This window comes from Ruegeria sp. HKCCSP346 (assembly GCF_017872595.1).
Taxonomy (GTDB): Bacteria; Pseudomonadota; Alphaproteobacteria; order Rhodobacterales; family Rhodobacteraceae; genus Ruegeria.
Genome location: NZ_JAEDOT010000002.1, coordinates 312,931 through 329,909, shown reverse-complemented (window position 1 = coordinate 329,909; position 16,979 = coordinate 312,931). Strand labels below are relative to the sequence as shown.

Here is a 16,979-nt window from a genome sequence, read left to right as displayed (position 1 = left end):
CGTTCGCAATTTACGACCCCAATGATGGGCTGAGCCGCAAACCCCCAATGCCAGCCACTCAGCGTAGGACCGTCTATCATAAATGGGAGTGACTTGGTGCGCTTGATTTCCTTATTAAGGATCCGACGCTCGGTGGCTAAAACGCAGTGTACCTAAAAAATGTCCTTAGCCAGATCCAGACCTATATTTCTTCGCCGTAATTGGATGGCTCCTCTCTTTGCAGTCGATAACAACTGCACTTTGGCGCGTTCGATGCCGACAATGCAGGAACTATCCACCTCATCCGGTAAGGACCGATTACTTCAAAAAGAGCGTTTGAAGTAGCAGTAATTCAGACTGCGAGAAGTAACTTTTGTTGGCGGAAAGGTAAGTTAACTGGTCAAAAGGCAAAATATCTCTGCATTTGACAAGTTGATTTCATTGGTCGGAGTGAGAGGATTCGAACCTCCGACCCCTGCCTCCCGAAGACAGTGCTCTACCAGGCTGAGCTACACTCCGACCGTGGCGGGTGATCTATACGCGGCGGGTCTGATGCGCAAGAGGATTCTGTAATGCGACTACCCGAATCTTTCGATCTCAACACCCAAAAATATTTGGCAGCGGACCAATGGGCACGGAACCCGGTGATCTAAGCAGGTCGCCGTGTTTACGGTTCGCAAAAACGAGCGTTTGCATGTTTGCGTTCTGCTGTTGACCGGCGCGCAAAGTGTCCGCCAAACTGTTCACCCCCCCCCCGCCGGGCAGGTCGCGATGGCACCGGTGTTAAAACGTTGGCTGGATGACAGGCTTGTTGAAAGGCAACGGAATCGCAACCTTTTGCGGTGGAAACCCTGTGGTTTCTTTGTCCGCTTTCGCCCGCGCAGCCATCGTCATCAATTGGTTGTGAAGCGTCCCAGGCAATCACGGCAAGGGATCTGTTTTGTACAGACGAATTTTGGTTCCACCATGGTCGACGACCGGTCCTGCCGCCAGCAAAGGCAGGCGTGTGGCCCGGGCAAGCCCCGGAGCGCTGGTGATCACGCCGACCCGCCATCCCTGGAACCGGTTCATCAGGGTTTTGCCCATCGCGCCATAGACCGAGCGCAAGCGTCTTTCGTCACCAATTCGCGCCCCGTAGGGCGGGTTCACAATGACCAGCCCCGCGGGACCTTCGGGGGGTTTTATGTCGCTGACGGAACGCTGTTGAAACCGTGTCACGGCACCGACTTGGGCCCTTTCGGCATTGGCAGTCGCCGCGTCAACCGCGCCCGAGTTGCGATCCGAGCCGTAGAAGGTAAGCGCGCATTCCGCCGCCTTCGTTTCCCGTCGCATTTCCTGCCACGGATCAGGGTCAAAGCCCGCCAGGTCCTCGAATGCAAAACCGCGGGAGCGGCCAGGGCGCAGACCCAGAGCGATCTCGGCGGCCTCGATCACGAAGGTACCCGATCCGCACATCGGGTCCAGTACGGGTTCATCGCCCGAGTAGCCACATTCTTTCAGGAACATGGCGGCCATTGTTTCGCGCATTGGGGCCTTGGCAATGGCTTCCTTGTGACCGCGTTTGTGCAACAGCTCGCCGGAACTGTCGACCGAGATCGTGCAGATGTCTTTTTCGATTCGAAGCAACACCCGAAGGTTTGCCTCGGATGAAATCGAGGTGCCCAATGTCTCGGATATTGCCCGCTCGATCCTCTGACGAGCTGCACCGGCGTGATAAATTCTGGATTTGCGGCTGATGGCTTCCACCTTGACCGGCACGTCAGGACGCAAAACGGTGCCCCAAGGAAATTTCCGAGCACGTTTGTCCAATTGGGCAAGGTGCACGGCGGGGAAGCTGCCCAGTCGCACCAGAACCTTGTTGGCGCCGCGCAGTGTCAGGTTGGCACGCCAGACCTCGGGCCATGAACCCCGGCATGTTACCCCGCCGGGTACAGTTCTGACCTGCGCGAATCCGTTGAATTGCGCCTCGTCACCAAGAGGCGCCTCGAGGCCCGGCGTGGCAACCAGAAAGATTTCCAAATCTGTGTCTTTTTCCATTCCGGTTGCTTACACTGGAACCTTGGTGGGCGCGATATGCAATTATACGCCATGGATTCAGAAGAAATGACCGATCAATCGCAGGATTGTGTGGTTCATCCTCAAGTTTTGGCGGTAACAGGTTTGCGTTTATGACCTTCCCCGCGTAAAGGGTCCTTGATCGGAAATACGCCTGCGGATTTTGGACCGTTTTCGACGCTTTTGCGACGGAGGCTCGAAAAAACCGCGCTATTGCATGACCCCGAAAGGGCGTTAGCAGAGCTGGCGCAGAAAAGAGGCTTGGAAGAACGTAGCAACATGCAAACTTTCAAACTGAAAAAGGGGCTGGATCTGCCGGTGGAAGGCGCTCCTGACCAGACCATTCACCCGGGCCCGGAATACGCGACCGTTGGCGTCCTGGGCGGCGACTACATCGGCCTGAAACCCAAGATGCTGGTGCAGGAAGGCGACAGCGTCGTACGTGGCGCGCCGCTGTTCTGTCACAAGGACGCGCCTGACGCGATGATGGTCGCACCGGTAAGTGGCAGGGTCGTCGCGATCAACCGTGGTGCCCGTCGGGTGCTGCAAAGCGTCGTGATCGAAGTGACAGATGTCAATGACACCGGTGTTGATTTCTCGGGCATAGGGGATGCCGACAGCGCCGAAGGCGTGACGGCCAAGCTGTGCGCCGCCGGCCTGTGGACGTCGTTCCGCACGCGCCCCTATTCAAAAATGCCGAACCCCGGCGTCAAACCGGATGCGATCTTTGTCACCGCCATGGACAGTGACCCGCTGGCCGCTGACGCTGCCACGATCATTGCCGAGGCGCCCGAAGAATTTACCGCCGGTTTGGCGGCAGTCAGCACATTGACCGAGGGCAAAACCTATCTTTGCCAAAAAGAGGATGACACGATACCCGGCGCAGATGTCGCCGGTGTCGAAGCTGCATCTTTCGCAGGCCCGCACCCATCGGGGCTGGCCGGAACGCATATTCACTTCCTCGAACCCCTTGCAGGCGACAAGCAGGTCTGGACCATCGGGTATCAGGATGTCATCGCTATTGGTCGCCTGATGCTGACCGGCCATCTGGATCCGAATGTTGTGATTGCCCTGACGGGGCCGGGTGCGCGTCAACCACGTTTGATCCGTACCGTGATGGGCGCATCAACTGACGATCTGACCCGCGACGAAGTCGATGTGGACGGCACGCCCCGCATCATTTCGGGTTCGATCCTGTCGGGCCGGCACGCTGAGGGCCCGACCGCCTATCTGGGCCGGTTCGCGCGCCAGATCAGCATCATCCGTGAAGATCCCGATCAAATCCCGTTGGGCTGGATTCGTCCAATGCCGTCGAAATACGCGGTCCAGCCTGTATTGGGTTCGGCATTCGCTAAGAAGCTGTATGCGTTCACCTCCAACCTGAACGGCGGGCGTCGGGCCATGGTGCCCACAGGTGTTTTCGAAGACCTGATGCCGCAGGACTATCTGCCCACTCAGTTGCTGCGGGCGCTGCTGGTAATGGATACGGACACTGCCCAAGCCCTGGGTGCGCTGGAGCTGGACGAAGAGGATCTTGGCCTTGTGGGCTTTGCCTGTCCGGCAAAATATGAATACGGGCTGGCGCTGCGCGACTGCCTGAGCAAAATTGAAAAGGAGGGCTGAGCCGAATGGGTTTGCGCAGCTTCTTTGACAGGATCGAGCCGAACTTTACCAAGGGCGGCAAGTACGAAAAGTACTTCCCCATCTACGAGATGGTGGAAAGCTTCATCTACACTCCAAAAACCGTGACCACGGTGGCGCCGCACGCGCGGTCCTATGTGGATATGAAGCGGATCATGACCTATGTCGTGATCGCGACGATCCCCTGCATCCTGTGGGGGATGTGGAACACCGGCTATCAGGCGAACTCTGCGATTGCTTTGCTGGGTCCGGAATCGGCCACCGGCTGGCGGATTGCTTTGTTGCAGATGTTCGGGATTTCGCTGGACCCGTCCAGCATTTTTGCCAACGTCATGCATGGTCTGATGTATTTCCTTCCGATCTACATCGTCACGCTGGTCGCGGGCGGTATCTTCGAGGTCATCTTTGCCACCGTGCGCGGCCATGAGGTGAACGAAGGCTTCCTAGTTACATCAATGCTTTACACGCTGATCATGCCTGCTACGACGCCCCTGTGGCAGGTGGCATTGGGCATCATCTTCGGCGTTGTAATCGGTAAGGAAGTGTTCGGGGGCACCGGCAAGAACTTTCTCAACCCCGCGCTTGTGGGGCGGGCGTTTTTGTATTTCGCCTATCCGGCGCAGATGTCGGGGGATGCGGTCTGGACACCCGTTGACGGGTTCTCGGGCGCAACTGCATTGGGCGTGTCTGCGGCCGAAGGCGTGCAGGCGCTGGCCGCTGAAGGCATCACCTGGTCGAGCGCGTTTTTCGGCACCATTCAGGGCAGCTTTGGCGAAACATCGACGCTGGCCTGCATGATCGGTCTGGCTTTCCTTCTGATGACCAGGATCGCCAACTATCGCCTGATTGTGGGCTGTCTGGCGGGCACCATCGGCTTTACCCTGCTGCTGAACCTGATCGGATCGGATACCAACCCGATGTTCGCGATGCCATGGTACTGGCATATCGTGTTGGGCGGTTACGCTTTCGGGCTGGCCTTTATGGTGACGGAACCGGTTTCCGCCAGCCACACCAATGTAGGGCGTTATATTTATGGCGCTCTGATCGGTGTCATGGTCGTGATGATCCGCGTGATCAACCCGGCTTTCCCCGAAGGCATGATGCTGGCAATCCTGTTCGGCAACGTCTTTGCACCGCTGATCGACTATTTCGTCGTGCAAGCCAACATCAAACGGAGGGCGCGTCGCCATGTCTGATACGCAATCCCCAGATCAAAACGAGGCACCCAAGGGCGCATTAGCCAAATTCCTGGCGGCGTCGCCGGATTCTGTTGGCAAGACGATCTTCATCGCCGTTGCCGTCTGTCTGGTCGCCTCGATGGTTGTGTCCGCGGCCGCAGTCAGCCTGCGCCCGGTGCAAGAGGCCAACCGGCTGAAGGACAAACAGGTAAACGTTCTGCAAGTTGCGGGCGTGTTCGAGCCGGGCATCGACGTGACAGAGGCTTTTGCCGCCTTCGAACCACATGTGCTGGAGCTGTCCACAGGCACCTTCGTCGATGATCAGTTTGATCCGACCACATTTGACGACATCGCCGCCGCTAGCGATCCTGAGCTGAGCGTCGCGTTGGACAATGACCCCGCCGGTATCGGCCGCAAATCCAAATACCGTGTTATCTATCTGCTGCGCGATGATGCAGGTGATCTGGACAAGGTGATCCTGCCTCTGCACGGATACGGCCTGTGGTCGACGCTCTATGGATTTATCGCGCTTGAAAACAACGGCAACGATATCTACGGCCTGCAATTCTATCAGCATGGTGAAACTCCGGGTCTTGGGGCCGAGGTGGACAACCCACGCTGGAAAGCCCTGTGGAACGGGAAAAAGCTGCGCGACGAAGCAGGTGATCTGCAAATCACCGTTGCCAAATCGCAGCCCGCAGCCGGGCCAGATTTCTATGTGGATGCGTTGGCGGGGGCCACGCTGACGTCGGTCGGCGTCGATAACCTTGTGAAATTCTGGATGGGCGATGCGGGCTATGGTCCCTTCCTGGCCAAACTTCAAGCAGGAGAGATTTGATGTCCCAGACCAAGAAAGAGATGCTGGTCGACCCGCTTGTCGACAACAATCCGATCACATTGCAGGTGCTGGGCATCTGTTCAGCACTTGCGGTGACATCATCGTTGCAAGTGTCGATGGTGATGGCGCTGGCGGTGATCTTCGTGACCTCGTTTTCGTCGTTCTTCATTTCGTGCCTGCGCAACCAGATCCCCGGTTCGATCCGGATCATCGTTCAGATGGTGATCATCGCGTCGTTGGTGATCTTGGTGGACCAGATCCTGAAAGCCTATGCTTTCGAGATTTCGAAAACCCTGTCGGTTTTCGTCGGCCTGATCATCACCAACTGCATCGTGATGGGCCGCGCCGAGGCGTTTGCGATGAAGAATCCGCCGGTTGCGTCCTTTATCGACGGAATGGGCAACGGCATGGGCTATGGTCTTATCCTGCTGCTGGTCGGCTTCATTCGCGAGCTGTTTGGCGCGGGGTCGCTGTTCGGCGTCACCATTCTGGAAACCGTCAACAATGGCGGCTGGTACGTGCCCAACGGCATGCTGTTGCTGCCGCCCTCGGCGTTCTTCATCATCGGTCTGATCATCTGGGCCTTCCGCACCTGGAAGCCGAACCAGGTGGAAGAGCGTGAATACAAAATTCAGCAGGTAGAGGCCCACTGATGGAAGGTCTGATCTCACTGGCCGTAAAGGCCATCTTTGTCGAAAACCTTGCGCTTAGCTTCTTCCTGGGGATGTGTACCTTCATCGCCGTGTCCAAGAAGATTTCGACAGCGCTGGGTCTGGGAATTTCGGTCATGGTCGTGCAGGCCATCACCGTGCCTGCCAACAACCTGCTGCTGAACTACTTGCTGAAACCGGGCGCGCTGGCCTGGGCCGGGTTCCCGGATGTAGACCTGACCTTCCTTGGCCTGATTTCCTATATCGGCGTGATCGCGGCGATGGTTCAGATACTCGAGATGGTTTTGGACAAGTATTTCCCACCGCTTTACAACGCGTTGGGGATCTTTCTGCCACTGATCACGGTGAACTGCGCCATCCTTGGCGGGTCGCTGTTCATGGTGGAGCGTGACTATAACTTTGCCGAGGCGGCGACTTATGGCTTGTCTTCCGGTTTTGGCTGGGCACTGGCAATCACCGCAATGGCCGGAGTCCGGGAAAAGCTGAAATATTCAGACATCCCCGATGGTCTGCAAGGTCTGGGCATCACTTTCATTACCGCAGGTCTGATGGCTATGGCCTTCATGTCCTTCTCGGGCGTGAAACTGTAAGGGGGCGTTGATGGAAACCTTTACCTTAGGCGTAGCTCTTTTCACCGTAATCGTTCTGGCATTGGTGGCCATCATCATGGCCGCCCGATCCAAGCTGGTATCGACCGGAAACGTCAACATTACGATCAACGGCGAAAAGACCATTTCCGTTCCGGCAGGTGGCAAGCTGCTACAGACGCTGGCTGCCGAGAAGCTGTTTGTCCCTTCTGCCTGCGGTGGCGGCGGCACCTGTGCGCAGTGTCGGGTGCGGGTGCATTCGGGGGGCGGATCGATCCTGCCGACCGAAGAAAGCCATATCACGAAACGTGAAGCGTCATGTGGTGATCGCCTGTCTTGCCAGGTGGCGGTCAAGCAGGACATGGATATCGAAGTTCCGGAAGAAGTCTTCGGCGTCAAGAAATGGGAATGTACCGTTCGGTCGAACGAAAACGTAGCGACCTTCATCAAGGCGTTGATCCTGGACCTGCCCGAGGGTGAGGATGTGAACTTCCGCGCCGGTGGCTACATCCAGATCGAAGCACCTGCACACCAGTTGAAATACACGGATTTCGACATTGAAGAGGAATATCGCGAGGATTGGGATCGCTTCAATCTGTGGCAATATGAATCGGTGGTGACCGAACCCATCGAGCGCGCCTATTCGATGGCCAACTACCCGGACGAAAAGGGCATGATCATGCTGAACGTCCGCGTGGCCTCGCCGCCGCCGGGGTCCGAAGGCATTCCGGCGGGTCAGATGTCGTCTTACATCTTTAACCTGAAGCCGGGTGACAAGGTCACCATTTCAGGCCCATTCGGCGAGTTCTTTGCCCGCGAAACTGACAAAGAGATGGTCTTTATTGGCGGCGGCGCCGGTATGGCACCAATGCGCAGCCATATCTTTGATCAGCTCAAGCGTCTTCAGAACCGCAACCGCAAGATCAGCTTCTGGTACGGTGCGCGGTCTAAGAAAGAGATGTTCTTTGTCGAAGACTTCGACAGTCTGGCTGAAGAATTCGACAATTTCGAGTGGCATGTGGCCTTGTCGGACGCGCAGCCCGAGGACAATTGGAAAGGCTATACCGGCTTCATCCACAACGTATTGTTCAAAGAGTACCTCAAGAACCATCCCGCGCCTGAGGATTGCGAATACTACATGTGTGGTCCGCCAATCATGAACCAGTCGGTCATCAACATGCTGCTGGATCTGGGCGTGGACCGCGAAGACATCATGCTCGACGATTTCGGCGGCTAAGGAACAAAAAAGAACCGGCGTTGAAGACGCCGGTTCTTTCATTTGGCGGTAAGCCTGCGTTATTTTCCGTAATACTCTCGATACCACGCGACGAATTGTGTGATACCGTCTTTCAGATCTGTCTGGGGGCGATAGTTCGTCAGTCTTTGTAGCAGCCGATTGTCCGCCCAAGTGGCATGAACATCACCCATCTGCATCGGCATGAAATTCTTGATCGCCTTCTGCCCCACGGCCTGTTCGATGGCTTCGATGAAATCCATCAGGCGCACTTTTTCGCCGTTGCCGATATTCACGATGCGATAGGGCGCGACGGGCGACAGGCTGTCTCCGTCCTCGATATCCTCACGGCTGGCTGGCCGCACCGGAGGCACATCGATCAGCAATCTGATGCCGCGTACAAGGTCCTGGACATGGGTGAAATCCCGGTACATGTCGCCGTGATTGTAAATGTCGATCGAGCGACCATCCAGGATGGCGGCGACAAATTTGAAATACGCCAGATCCGGTCGTCCCCAGGTGCCGTAGACGGTAAAGAAGCGGAACATGGTCGTCGGCAAATCCCACAAATGGGCATAGGAATGCCCCATCGCCTCATTCGCCTTTTTTGTCGCGGAATAGATGGTAAGCTGGGTGTCGGCTTTTTCCGTCTCGGTGAAGGGCATGTCCTCGTTGGCACCGTAGATGGAGGAGGTCGATGCCATCAAAAGATGATCCACCTTATGTTGCCGTGCAATTTCCATCACGTTGAATGTTCCAACGACATTCGATTCAACATAGCTGCGGGGATGTTCCAAACTGTGTCTCACACCGGCCTGAGCCGCCAGATGAACGATGACTTCCGGCTGAAATTCTTCGGCGACCTGCATCAACCGATCAAAATTTTCCAACCGATCCTCGGTTGCCGTGAACCCGGGTGTCTGAAGCAGAATTTGATGCCGACGCTGTTTCAGGACCACATCATAGTAATCCGTCATCCCGTCGTATCCATGCACGCGGAACCCTTCCTCTAACAGCCGCTTTGCCAGATGGAACCCGATGAACCCCGCAGAGCCCGTAATCAAAACCCGTTTCATAGAACCCTCAAAACGCCCTGCACGATCATCGCTGAACAAAAGGTTCTTCCCGTGATGCCGGGTCAAACATTTTGAACTGCGCCGAAGGTCATATCGAACATCCAGACGTCATTGGTCAACTCTTTGCTGATTCAATCAGATGCTCATTGCCGCCAATGGGCGAGAAGGATAGGGATCAACGTGTATGATTACGAACTGGATCAGACGGTGGTTCGACCGCACGGCGGGGCGGACAACGAATGCAGTGTCTTGCGACATCGCTCCGGCCGAGAAAGTGACGGCCGTGGGCGATATCCACGGTCGTCTGGACTTGTTGCAGGCGTTGTTGCCCAGACTGGACGATCAGAGCTTGCTGGTCTTTGTCGGAGATTACATCGACCGAGGGCCATACAGCGCGCAGGTGCTGCGCCACCTGTTTCACCTGAGCGAGACGTCAGGAGGACGCGTTCAGTGTCTTCTTGGAAACCACGAAGAGTTTCTGTTGCAATTCCTGGAGGTGCCGGAAGGCAACGCCCGGCTCTGGTTTCAAAATGGGGGTGTGCACACGTTGGCGTCTTTCGGACTGAAACCGCCCGCGGATATCGACAACTACCAGCAGGTTCGAAAACTGGCGGATGATCTTCGCCTGAAGATGGGGGAAAGCCTGATCAACTGGCTAGCTGACCGGCCTTTGACCTGGACTACCGGCAACGTCACATTCGTTCATGCGGCGCTGGACCCCCGACATCCGACTGAGGCCCAGGATCGCCAGATTTGCCTCTGGGGACATCCCATGTTTCCCAGGCTGGCCCGCAGCGATGGCCAATGGGTGGTGCATGGCCACACCATCGTGGACCTGCCCCGGATCAGGAACCGGGTAGTATCGATCGACACGGGCGCTTTCGCTTCGGGTCGTTTGACAGCCGCCGAGATCAACGCCGGAAGTGTTCGGTTCACCTCGACCGGATGAACAGTGGGCCTTTAACCGACGATCATTTGCTTCATGCGAAGCGCTTCATATTCCAACTCTTTGAGACGGAAGTGGACAACGTCTCCGATCGTGATGACGCCGCACAAATGACCGTCGCGCAGCACCGGCATATGGCGAAAACGGCCCTCGGTCATTGTTTTCAGAACTTCATTCAGCAGATCATCCGGTGTGCAGGTCTTAACATCCTTGGTCATGAGGTCTTCGACCGATTGCGGAAGGGTCTGGCCGGGTGTGTCTGCCATGCGCCGAACGATGTCGCGTTCTGACAAAATCCCCTGCAATGCCCCGTTCTGATCCGTCACGAGAACAGCGCCGATCCGTTTTTCCTTCAGCGTGTTGACCACGGAATGGATCGTGTCATTTGGCCGCACCGAAAACACCGCGTCCCCTTTACCTTCAAGCAGCCTGGCCACGGTTGTCTGCGAATGCGACAGGTTCGATTCCGCAGACTGGCTGTACGTCGTCTTGTCAGCCTTGTCGCCACGCGAAGGCGACTGGTAAGAGGTTGGAGCCATGGGCAATCTCCTTGTGGTTCTTGCAAAGTCTTTCCCTTTCACCTTAGCGCAGCTAAACGACCTGTATAGGGTGCAATTGCGCCGATCGGCAAAAACGCAGGCCGGAAAGGACGTTCAAGCCATTGAGTGAACTCTATCTTACGCCACCCATAGCGGCATTGATCTTCTTTGCCGTTGTTGTTTGTGGCCACAATTTCCGCATGGCGTGGAAGCAACAGCCGCCGGGTTGGCAAAAACGTGCGTGGTTGTTCGGCGTGCCGGCGGGGGTCGGCCTTTTGGTGCTGGGTTTCCTGCCGCTGAAGATGTGATCGCAGTTTGACTTTGGCGGGGGCCACTGGCATATGCCGGGCACAGAATTTCCCGGAGATCGCCGATGCGTCTTTTGCCTTTACTGGCCGTTGCCACTCTTCTTTCCGGCTGTTTGTTCGACAAAGAACCCGAGGTGGTTCGTCTGTCGGGCGAAACAATGGGCACGACCTTCAACATAACCGCGATCGGCGAAGATCTTGATGAGGCCGCATTGGCCGCGGCTGTCGAAGAGACGCTGGCCGAGGTGAACGCCAAAATGTCCAATTGGGATCCAGAATCCGAGGTGTCCGTCTTTTCCGCTTCAACTAGCATAGCCCCCGTTCCGGTCTCGGACGAACTCGCACTGGTCCTTTCGGCCGCCAATGACGTGCACGAAAAAACCGGTGGGACTTTTGATGTAACTCTGGGCCCGCTGATCGAACTTTGGGGCTTTGGCCCACGCAAGCCCGAGGATCCAGTGCCATCGGATCCCGAAATCGAGGCCGCGTTAAGCGGCGTCGGGCAGGCCCGTTTGCTGACGCTCGACACCGAAGCCGGCACGCTGTCGAAGGCTGATCCGCAGGTGGGCATCAACCTGTCGGCGATCGCAAAGGGCTATGGCATCGATGCGGTTGCCGGCGCTTTGCAGGATGCTGGTATCGACGATTACCTTGTCGAGATCGGCGGTGATCTTGTTGCCAAAGGCAAGAATGAGCAGGGCGAAGCCTGGCGCATTGGCATCGAAAAGCCTGAAACGGGCGCTCAGAGCATTCAACTGATCGTTTCCCTGGATGATCGCGGCATGGCCAGCTCGGGCGACTACAAGAATTTTTTCGAACAGGACGGTGTGCGGTATTCGCATATCATCGATCCGACAACGGGACGCCCGATTACACATCGCACGACTTCTGTCACGGTTCTTGCGGAAAACGCAATGTTGGCGGATGCCTGGGCAACGGCCATGCTGGCTTTGGGTCACGAGAAGGGAATGGACATTGCGGAAAAGTATAAACTTGCCGTGTACTTCATTTCGCGGGATGTGACAGGCGGCGAAGATGCCTATATTACGTCGCACAGCACCGCGTTCAAAGACGCTTTGGGAACCAACTGACAGGCAGGAACCGAGATGAGCACTTTTATTCTGGCCTTTATTCTTTTGGCGCTTGTCATGGTCGGTATGTCATTGGGTGTCATGCTGATGGGGAAGACCATCAAAGGCAGCTGCGGCGGCCTGAATGCGATCTCGGGCGCCGATAAATGCGTTGTGTGCCAAAAGGATGTCGACCCGGACAGCCCGCTGCGCGATCAGTTGCAGTGCAAACGGGCCAGGAAGATGCTGGAACAGATGGAACATCAGGCCTGAAGCAAGTTTTGCTTCGCTCTGCGAACGGAAGTGGCTAACTAGGTCCCCATGACTTTCGGGGAGGCGCCGCGTTGGCCAAGGCAAAGAATATCCTGTTCATCATGTTCGACCAGCTGCGCTGGGATTATCTGAGCTGTTACGGGCACCCACATCTGCATACTCCGAATATCGATCGTCTGGCCGCGCGCGGTGTCCGCTTTGACCGGGCCTATATCCAATCGCCGATTTGCGGCAGTTCCCGTATGTCGACCTATACCGGGCGCTATGTGCATTCCCATGGGGCTTCATGGAACAACATTCCCCTCAAAGTGGGTGAGATCACGTTGGGCGACCACCTGCGCAAGGCGGGAATGGATTGCTGGCTGGTCGGCAAGACACATATGGCCGCCGATGCCGAGGGGATGGCCCGTCTTGGGTTGGAGCCCGACAGCATCATCGGGGCCCGCGTCGCGGAATGCGGGTTTGACGTGTTCGAACGCGATGACGGGTTGCGCGCAGAGGGTCCGGACGGGTTCTATGACCCGGACGGGGCAAAGAAATACAACGATTACCTAGCAGACAAGGGGTACGAGAGCGACAATCCGTGGCATGATTTTGCCAATTCCGGTCTGGATGCCGATGGCAACGTGCTGTCAGGGTGGTTCCTGAAGAATTCATCCGAACCTGCAAATATCGCGGAAGAGGACAGTGAAACACCATATCTGACCACCCGTGGAATCGAGTTCATGAACAGCCATGACGGACCATGGTGCTGTCACCTCAGCTACATCAAGCCTCACTGGCCTTACATCGTGCCGGAACCTTACGCTTCGATGTACGGGCCTGAACATGTCGTGCCCGTGGTCCGCTCGGAAACTGAGCGAAAGAATGCCCACCCCGTCCTGAAGGCCTTTATGGACACCAAGGTCGGGCAGGCATTTTCACGAAAGGATGTCCGCGAGGCGGTGATCCCAGCTTACATGGGGCTGATCAAACAAGCGGATGACCAGATGGGTCGCCTGTTTGACTGGATGGAGAAAACCGGGCGGATGGACGACACGATGATCGTGCTGACCTCAGATCACGGTGATTTTCTGGGCGACCACTGGATGGGTGAAAAGACCTTTTTCCACGATGCCTCAACCAAAATGCCGCTGATCATTTATGACCCATCACCCGAAGCGGACGTCACGCGCGGCACCACCTGCGACGCGCTGGTCGAGTCGATCGATCTGGTGCCAACGTTTCTGGAACTGGCAGGCGGCGAAAAGGCCGGGCATATTCTCGAAGGGCATTCTCTGCTGCCGATCCTGCATGGTCAGTCCGACAAAACGCCCCGACAGGTCGCGATCTGCGAGTATGACTATTCCGCGTCCCCCATCGCGCAGCGGCTGAACGTACCCGTTCGTGACGCGGTGATGTTCATGGTCGCGAATGAAAGTTGGAAGCTCATCCATTGCGAAGGCGGGTACAGGCCGATCCTGTTCGATCTGGAAAACGACCCCGATGAACTGGTGGATCTGGGTGACAGCGCGGACCACTCGGATATCATCGCGCAAATGTACGATTACCTGTTTGCCTGGGCGCGGCGCCCGTCACAGCGCACCACCCGGTCCGAACAGCAGTTGATCGATATGCGAACCCGAAGCGGCGGCACAGGCATCATGATCGGCATCTACGACGAAAACGACACGCCGCTGGAACTGACGGTCAAGTATCGCAACCGCAAGGCGAAGCCATACACGCGTTACTTCAAAGACTAGTCTCGTCCGGGTTGTCACCGATAATACCATGATGGCTTTGCGTTGAAAAAAGCAGCGGCTCATTGTCCTCCAGCGATGGGCCGAAGCCGCCAGGCCGTTTGATTAATTCTGCGTAATTTGCCGCAAAGATGGTTCACCCCTTGCCGACCAGACGCTAAAAGAAGACCCAAGAGCAGTAATCGGAGAATTTCAATGCCAACCCCCAAACCCGTTGTTCTGTGCATTCTTGATGGGTGGGGCGTGTCAGACGACACACAGGCGAATGCGCCCTATCTGGCGAACACGCCGACCTTTGACGCGATCATGGCCAAATGCCCGCACGCCACGCTGACAACGCATGGCCCGGACGTAGGTCTGCCCAGTGGGCAGATGGGTAACTCCGAAGTCGGTCATACTAATATAGGTGCGGGCCGTGTTGTGGCCATGGATTTGGGGCAGATCGACCTGGCCATCGAAGACGGTTCGTTCTTTGGAAATGACGCATTGCAGGCATTCATTTCCAAGGTCAAATCCTCAGGGGGGACGGCTCATCTCATAGGGTTGGTCTCGGATGGTGGTGTTCACGGGCACCTGAACCACATCATCGCTGCAACCAAGGCCATTACGGATGCCGGTGTTCCGGTCGCCCTGCATGCGGTCACGGATGGGCGCGACGTGGCCCCCAAATCTGCGCTGACCTATTTTTCCCAGTTGGAAGAACGGCTGCCCGAGGGGGCACGTGTCGTCACGGTAAGCGGTCGCTATTTCGCCATGGATCGCGACAATCGCTGGGAACGGATCTCAGAAGCTTATGACGCGATGATCAACGGCAAGGGCAGGGCGGCCGACACCGCACATGGCGCCGTGGACCATGCCTACAATCAGTCTGAATCTGACGAATTCATTACGCCGACCGTGTTGCAAGGTTACAAGGGCGTCACCGACGGCGATGGTTTTTTCTGTCTAAATTTCCGCGCAGATCGTGCTCGTGAAATCCTGCGCGCGATTGGTGAACCGGGCTTTGCCGAGTTCGAAACCGGGCCGCGGCCGAAACTGTCGGCGCTGCTGGGCATGGTAGAGTATTCCGACGCTCACAACGCATATATGACCGCGGTTTTTCCGAAACGGGCGATTGTGAACACGCTCGGGGAATGGGTCGCCAAACAGGGGTTGCGTCAGTTCCGGCTAGCTGAAACCGAAAAATACCCCCATGTCACTTTTTTCCTGAACGGGGGCAAGGAGACCCCTGAAAAAGGTGAAGATCGCTATATGCCCAAATCACCCAAGGTTGCGACCTATGATTTGCAACCCGAGATGTCCTCGGCTGAGGTCACAGCCAAGTTTGTCGAGGCGATCGAACAAGGTTACGACCTGATCGTAACCAATTACGCCAACCCAGATATGGTCGGGCATACCGGCGACCTTCAAGCTGCGATCAAGGCATGCGAGGCCGTTGATGCGGGGTTGACTCAGGTCGTTGCTGCCTTGGAAAAAGCAGGTGGAGCAATGATCGTCACCGCCGATCACGGTAACTGTGAAGTGATGGTTGATCCGGAAACCGGCGGTCCGCATACGGCACACACGCTGAACCCGGTGCCCATAGCTTTGGTCGGAGGGCCAGAGGGCGCGCAGGTGCGTCAGGGGCGGTTATCTGATCTGGCGCCGACCCTGCTTGATTTGATGAACCTGCCCAAACCGCCGGAAATGACCGGAGAAAGCCTGCTGTCATGAGGCTGGCCGCCCTAGCGATTGTGCTGTTTTCAGCTTGTCAGGCCTTTGCCCAGACCAACGCTTCTCGGGCAGCACTGGATGCGGCAAGGATGCTGGAACAGGCGTCGATCTCGCTGAGCGAAGCAGACGGCGCAAGAGATCGGGTGCGGGCGCTGACCAAAACGATACAAGCCTATGAGGCCGGGCTGAGCGCGATGCGGACCGGTCTGCGCAAGGCTGCAACACGCGAAGCGCAACTGAGCGCGCAATTGAGCGCGCGTGAAAAGGACGTCAGGCAGTTGCTTGGCATCTTGCAGACCATCGAAACGACCGCGCCGCCAGTGCTGATGCTGCACCCGTCAGGCCCGTTGGGCGCGGCGCGGGCCGGAATGATGCTGTCCGAGGTCACGCCTGGTCTTAACGCAAAAGCGCAAGCGCTGGCACAGGACCTGCAAGAGGTTCAGACCCTGCGTCTGCTGCAACAAAGCGCCTCGGAAACTTTGACCGAAGGGCTGCGCGGTGTGCAGGACGCCCGCACGCGGTTGAGCGAAGCGATTGCCGATCGCACTGATTTGCCGCGTCGGTTTGTCGAAGACCCGGTGCGCACGGCCATTCTGATTTCTTCGACTGAGACTCTGGATGGTTTTGCAAGCGGTCTGTCAGAGATTTCAGAAGGCGAGATCATTGAAACCGACGCAAGCATCCTGGATCAGAAAGGACAGATTCCCTTGCCGGTGCAGGGCATTCTGCTGCACAAGGCCGGTGAACCGGACGCCGCAGGGGTCGCCCGCGCTGGTCTGGTCATCGGCACCCGTTCCCGTTCGCTTGTAACATCCCCCACTGCGGCCACGATCCGTTATCGCGGGCCACTGCTGGATTTGGGAAACCTTGTCATTCTGGAGCCGCAACCGGGCCTGTTGTTCGTGTTTTCGGGCTTGCAAGAGGTCTATGGTCAACCCGGACAGGTGATCCCCAAAGGCACTCCGGTCGGCCTGATGCCGGGTGAAACGCCGGAAATCGGCGCAATATTGTCAACAAGCGGTGATGGCACTGGAACTGATCGTCCAGAAACGCTCTATATAGAGGTAAGAGAAGACAACACCCCGGTGGACCCGGAAACTTGGTTTCGGACCGACAAGGATGGATAAACGAG

At 56.9% G+C, this 16,979-nt stretch carries 16 protein-coding genes and 1 tRNA gene; 13 read left to right on the top strand and 4 right to left on the bottom strand.

Annotated elements, in window-relative coordinates; translation table 11 throughout:
* Positions 1-421 precede the first annotated feature (421 nt).
* Positions 422-498, bottom strand: a tRNA-Pro gene (locus I9185_RS10065).
* Positions 499-900: 402 nt separating this feature from the next.
* Positions 901-2,016, bottom strand: a complete 1,116-nt coding sequence (locus tag I9185_RS10060) for a class I SAM-dependent RNA methyltransferase (RefSeq protein ID WP_210092966.1) — start codon at positions 2,014-2,016, stop codon at positions 901-903.
* Positions 2,017-2,313: 297 nt separating this feature from the next.
* Between I9185_RS10060 and I9185_RS10055 the strand changes: the two genes are divergently transcribed.
* The 6 genes from I9185_RS10055 to nqrF are packed head-to-tail and all read left to right on the top strand — an operon-like array spanning position 2,314 to position 8,186.
* Complete coding sequence (locus I9185_RS10055; protein WP_210092965.1) at positions 2,314-3,657, top strand: Na(+)-translocating NADH-quinone reductase subunit A; 1,344 nt, start codon at positions 2,314-2,316, stop codon at positions 3,655-3,657.
* A gap of 5 nt (positions 3,658-3,662) precedes the next feature.
* On the top strand, positions 3,663-4,871 hold the full coding sequence (locus I9185_RS10050) for an NADH:ubiquinone reductase (Na(+)-transporting) subunit B (protein WP_171636240.1): 1,209 nt from the start codon (positions 3,663-3,665) through the stop codon (positions 4,869-4,871).
* Positions 4,864-5,691, top strand: coding sequence for a Na(+)-translocating NADH-quinone reductase subunit C (locus I9185_RS10045; protein WP_171636238.1), 828 nt, complete (start codon positions 4,864-4,866; stop codon positions 5,689-5,691). The genes I9185_RS10050 and I9185_RS10045 overlap by 8 nt, the downstream gene beginning before the upstream one ends.
* Positions 5,691-6,344 (top strand): NADH:ubiquinone reductase (Na(+)-transporting) subunit D, encoded by a 654-nt coding sequence (locus tag I9185_RS10040; protein WP_152460184.1) that lies wholly within the window; start codon positions 5,691-5,693, stop codon positions 6,342-6,344. Before I9185_RS10045 ends, I9185_RS10040 begins: the two co-directional genes overlap by 1 nt.
* Positions 6,344-6,952 (top strand): NADH:ubiquinone reductase (Na(+)-transporting) subunit E, encoded by a 609-nt coding sequence (gene nqrE, locus I9185_RS10035; protein ID WP_050603817.1) that lies wholly within the window; start codon positions 6,344-6,346, stop codon positions 6,950-6,952. Before I9185_RS10040 ends, nqrE begins: the two co-directional genes overlap by 1 nt.
* A 10-nt stretch (positions 6,953-6,962) precedes the next feature.
* A complete protein-coding gene (gene nqrF, locus I9185_RS10030; RefSeq protein WP_210092964.1) occupies positions 6,963-8,186 on the top strand; it encodes an NADH:ubiquinone reductase (Na(+)-transporting) subunit F in 1,224 nt (407 codons plus the stop codon).
* 59 nt (positions 8,187-8,245) lie between these two features.
* Here the strand turns inward: nqrF and I9185_RS10025 are convergent, their stop codons facing one another.
* Positions 8,246-9,259 carry an NAD-dependent epimerase/dehydratase family protein gene (locus I9185_RS10025; protein WP_210092963.1) on the bottom strand — a complete coding sequence of 338 codons (1,014 nt, stop codon included), beginning with the start codon at positions 9,257-9,259 and terminating at the stop codon, positions 8,246-8,248.
* A gap of 184 nt (positions 9,260-9,443) precedes the next feature.
* Here I9185_RS10025 and I9185_RS10020 point away from each other — a divergent pair, with 184 nt between their 5' ends.
* The gene (locus tag I9185_RS10020; RefSeq protein ID WP_209833833.1) at positions 9,444-10,208 is read left to right on the top strand and encodes a metallophosphoesterase family protein; all 765 of its coding nucleotides are present in this window, start codon (positions 9,444-9,446) and stop codon (positions 10,206-10,208) included.
* Between the two features lie 11 nt (positions 10,209-10,219).
* Here I9185_RS10020 and I9185_RS10015 read toward each other — a convergent pair whose 3' ends face one another.
* Positions 10,220-10,744 (bottom strand): CBS domain-containing protein, encoded by a 525-nt coding sequence (locus I9185_RS10015; protein ID WP_171723828.1) that lies wholly within the window; start codon positions 10,742-10,744, stop codon positions 10,220-10,222.
* Between the two features lie 122 nt (positions 10,745-10,866).
* Here I9185_RS10015 and I9185_RS10010 point away from each other — a divergent pair, with 122 nt between their 5' ends.
* The 6 genes from I9185_RS10010 (at position 10,867) to I9185_RS09985 (ending at position 16,974) form a co-directional block, all read left to right on the top strand.
* The gene (locus I9185_RS10010; RefSeq protein WP_170345279.1) at positions 10,867-11,052 is read left to right on the top strand and encodes a hypothetical protein; all 186 of its coding nucleotides are present in this window, start codon (positions 10,867-10,869) and stop codon (positions 11,050-11,052) included.
* A 65-nt stretch (positions 11,053-11,117) separates the two neighbouring features.
* Positions 11,118-12,143: an FAD:protein FMN transferase gene (locus tag I9185_RS10005; protein WP_210092962.1), complete on the top strand. Its 1,026-nt coding sequence runs from the start codon at positions 11,118-11,120 to the stop codon at positions 12,141-12,143.
* A gap of 15 nt (positions 12,144-12,158) precedes the next feature.
* The gene (nqrM, locus tag I9185_RS10000; RefSeq protein ID WP_152460192.1) at positions 12,159-12,395 is read left to right on the top strand and encodes a (Na+)-NQR maturation NqrM; all 237 of its coding nucleotides are present in this window, start codon (positions 12,159-12,161) and stop codon (positions 12,393-12,395) included.
* Between the two features lie 71 nt (positions 12,396-12,466).
* Positions 12,467-14,137 carry a sulfatase-like hydrolase/transferase gene (locus I9185_RS09995; protein ID WP_210092961.1) on the top strand — a complete coding sequence of 557 codons (1,671 nt, stop codon included), beginning with the start codon at positions 12,467-12,469 and terminating at the stop codon, positions 14,135-14,137.
* Positions 14,138-14,329: 192 nt separating this feature from the next.
* Positions 14,330-15,847 carry a 2,3-bisphosphoglycerate-independent phosphoglycerate mutase gene (gene gpmI, locus I9185_RS09990; RefSeq protein ID WP_210092960.1) on the top strand — a complete coding sequence of 506 codons (1,518 nt, stop codon included), beginning with the start codon at positions 14,330-14,332 and terminating at the stop codon, positions 15,845-15,847.
* On the top strand, positions 15,844-16,974 hold the full coding sequence (locus tag I9185_RS09985; protein ID WP_210092959.1) for a peptidoglycan DD-metalloendopeptidase family protein: 1,131 nt from the start codon (positions 15,844-15,846) through the stop codon (positions 16,972-16,974). The genes gpmI and I9185_RS09985 overlap by 4 nt, the downstream gene beginning before the upstream one ends.
* The last annotated feature ends 5 nt before the right edge of the window (positions 16,975-16,979 follow it).